The organism is Streptomyces sp. SID14478, from assembly GCF_010548525.1.
Classification (GTDB): domain Bacteria; phylum Actinomycetota; class Actinomycetes; order Streptomycetales; family Streptomycetaceae; genus Streptomyces.
The window spans coordinates 1-2,954 of the sequence record NZ_JAAGMG010000312.1; the positions used below are offsets into that span (position 1 = coordinate 1).

Here is a 2,954-nt window from a genome sequence, read left to right on the forward strand (position 1 = left end):
GCCCGTCGGCGGCGCAGGAGCCGACGGACCTCGCGGCGATCGAGGCCACCTGCCCCGACTGGCCCACCGCTCCCGCCGCCCCGGCCCCGGCCTCGTACGACGCCCTGCACGCGGCGTGGCTGGGCCGGGCGGCCGGCTGCCTGCTCGGCAAGCCGGTGGAGAAGCTGCCGCTCTCCGGCATCCGGGCCCTGGCCCGCTCGACGGGGAACTGGCCGCTGAACGGCTGGTTCACGGAGGTCGGCCTCGACCCGGACCTCGCGGCGGCCTACCCCTGGAACCGTCGCAGCGCCCCCACCTCGCTCGCCGAGAACATCGACGGCATGCCCGAGGACGACGACCTCAACTACCCGCTCCTCGGCCTGCTCCTCCTGCAGCGCCACGGCGCGGACTTCACCACCGACGACGTGGCGAAGCTCTGGCTGGACGAACTCCCGGCCGGGCGCACCTTCACCGCCGAGCGGATCGCGTACCGCAATCTCCTCGACGGCATCGAACCACCCTCGACGGCCGTGCACCGCAACCCGTTCCGGGAGTGGATCGGCGCGCAGATCCGCGCCGACGTCTTCGGCTGGACGAACGCCGGCGACCCGGCCCGCGCGGCCGCCCAGGCGCACCGGGACGCCGTGCTCACGCACACGGCCAACGGCGTGTACGGCGAGATGTTCACGGCGGCGGCCCTCGCGGCCGCCGCGTCGGGCGCCGCGGACGTGCACGAGGCACTGCGCACGGGCCTCACCGTCGTCCCGCCGCACTCGCGCTACGCGCAGGCGATCCGCACCGGCATCGAACTCGCCCACGCGCACCGGGACTTCGACACCGTGGTCGACGCACTGCACCGCGTCTACGCCGACGGCCACCACTGGGTGCACGTCCTGCCGAACGCGGCGCTGCTCGCGGCCGCCCTCACCCACGCCGACGGCGACTTCGGCGGCGCCGTCTGCCGTGCGGTGAGCGGTGGTTGGGACACCGACTCCAACGGCGCGACGGCGGGTTCGCTGGCGGGGCTGCTCGCTGGGCACCCGGACGCCCTCGGCGCCCGCTGGACCGCCCCGCTGAAGAACCGCCTCGCCACCACGGTCGGCGGCTTCGACGGCATCGGCTTCGACGAACTGGCCCGGCTCACTCTGGAGGCCCGCACATGACGCACCCTCACCAGGCAATGCAGGAAGGCCCGTTGACGGGACTGCGCGTCCTCGACCTGGCCACCCTCTTCGCGGGCCCGCTCTGCGCCACCATGCTCGGCGACTTCGGCGCCGAGGTCATCAAGGTCGAGCACCCCCGCAAGGCCGACCCCTCGCGCGGCCACGGCCCGTCCAAGGACGGCATCGGCCTGTGGTGGAAGACGCTCGGCCGCAACAAGAAGAACCTCACCCTCGACCTGTCCTCCCCCGGCGGCCGCGAGGTCCTGCTCCGACTGGTCGCCGAGTCGGACGTCGTCATCGAGAACTTCCGGCCCGGCACCCTGGAGAAGTGGCGGCTCGGCTGGGACGAGCTGAGCGCGGCCAACCCGCGGCTGGTCCTGGCCCGCGTCACCGGCTTCGGCCAGTTCGGCCCGTACGCGCGCCGCCCCGGGTTCGGCACGCTCGCCGAGGCCATGTCCGGCTTCGCGGCGATCACCGGACAGCCGGACGGCCCGCCGACCCTCCCCCCGTTCGGGCTCGCGGACTCCATCGCCGCGCTCGCGACGTCGTACGCGGTGATGGCAGCGCTCCGCGGCCGGGACACGACGGGTCGCGGCCAGGTCGTCGACATGGCGATCATCGAGCCGATGCTGGCGATCCTCGGCCCGCAGGCCACCTGGTACGACCAGCTCGGCTACGTCCAGCCGCGCACCGGCAACCGCTCGACGAACAACGCGCCCCGCAACACGTACCGCACGAGCGACGGCAAGTGGGTCGCGGTGTCGACCTCCGCCCAGTCGATCGCGGAGCGCGTGATGCACCTGGTCGGCAGGCCCGAGTTCCTCGACGAGGACTGGTTCGCGACGGGCTCGGGGCGTGCCGCCCACGCCGACGAGCTCGACGGGGCGGTCGGCGGCTGGATCGCGGCCCACACCCGCGACGAGGTGGTGACGGCGTTCGAGAAGGCGGAGGCGGCCATCGCCCCGATCTACGACGTCCGGGACGTGCTGCAGGACGAGCAGTACCGGGCGCTGCACTCCATCACCGAGCTCCCCGACCCGGACCTCGGCACGGTCAAGATGCAGAACGTCCTCTTCCGGCTCTCCGAGACCCCGGGCGGCATCAGGTGGACGGGCCGCCCGCACGGCGCGGACACCGACGAGATCCTGGACGGCCTCGGCCTGTCGGAGGCGGACATCGCGCGGCTGCGGGAGGCTGGTGCGGTATGAGCACGAGGAACGGCACGAGCGGGGTGAGCGGCATGAACAGCACCTACCTGACCTGGCTGTACGTCCCCGGGGACCGCCCCGACGTGGTCGCCAAGGCGCTCGGCTCGGGCGCCGACGTGGTCCTCGTCGACCTGGAGGACGCGGTCGCCCCCGACCGCAAGGCGTACGCGCTCGACGCGACGGCCGAACTCCTCGCCGACAAGCACACGGTGCCGGTGCACGTCCGGGTGAACGCCCTCGACGGCCCCTTCGCCGGGGCGGAGGTGGGCCGGCTCGCCCCGCTGCCCGGCCTGGACGCGCTGCGCCTGCCGAAGGTGAACGACCCGGCGGACCTCGCCCGGGTCGTCGACTGGACCGGCGGGGACCGCGAAGTACCGCCGCTCTACGCCCTGTTGGAGTCGGCCCTCGGCGTCGAGCAGGCGTACGCCATCGCCTCGCACCCGGCCGTGCACGGCATCGCGCTCGGCGAGGCCGATCTGCGCGCCGACCTCGGCGTCACGGACACGGCGGGCCTGGCCTGGGTGCGCGGCCGCGCCGTGGTGGCGGCCCGCGCGGCGCATCTGCCGCCCCCGCCCCAGTCGGTCTACCCGGACGTGCGCGACAC

Annotated in this window: 3 protein-coding genes; all 3 read left to right on the forward strand. The window is 74.1% G+C overall.

What is annotated here, in order from left to right:
• Nucleotides 1-1,142 (forward strand): ADP-ribosylglycohydrolase family protein (locus G3I40_RS10570; protein ID WP_164301902.1); only part of this gene is annotated, 1,142 nt, incomplete at its 5' end.
• A complete protein-coding gene (locus G3I40_RS10575; protein ID WP_164301903.1) occupies nucleotides 1,139-2,350 on the forward strand; it encodes a CoA transferase in 1,212 nt (403 codons plus the stop codon). The genes G3I40_RS10570 and G3I40_RS10575, both read left to right, overlap by 4 nt.
• 32 nt (nucleotides 2,351-2,382) lie before the next feature.
• Nucleotides 2,383-2,954, forward strand: a 572-nt coding sequence (locus tag G3I40_RS10580) for an aldolase/citrate lyase family protein (protein WP_164301904.1), incomplete at its 3' end; no start/stop codon positions are given.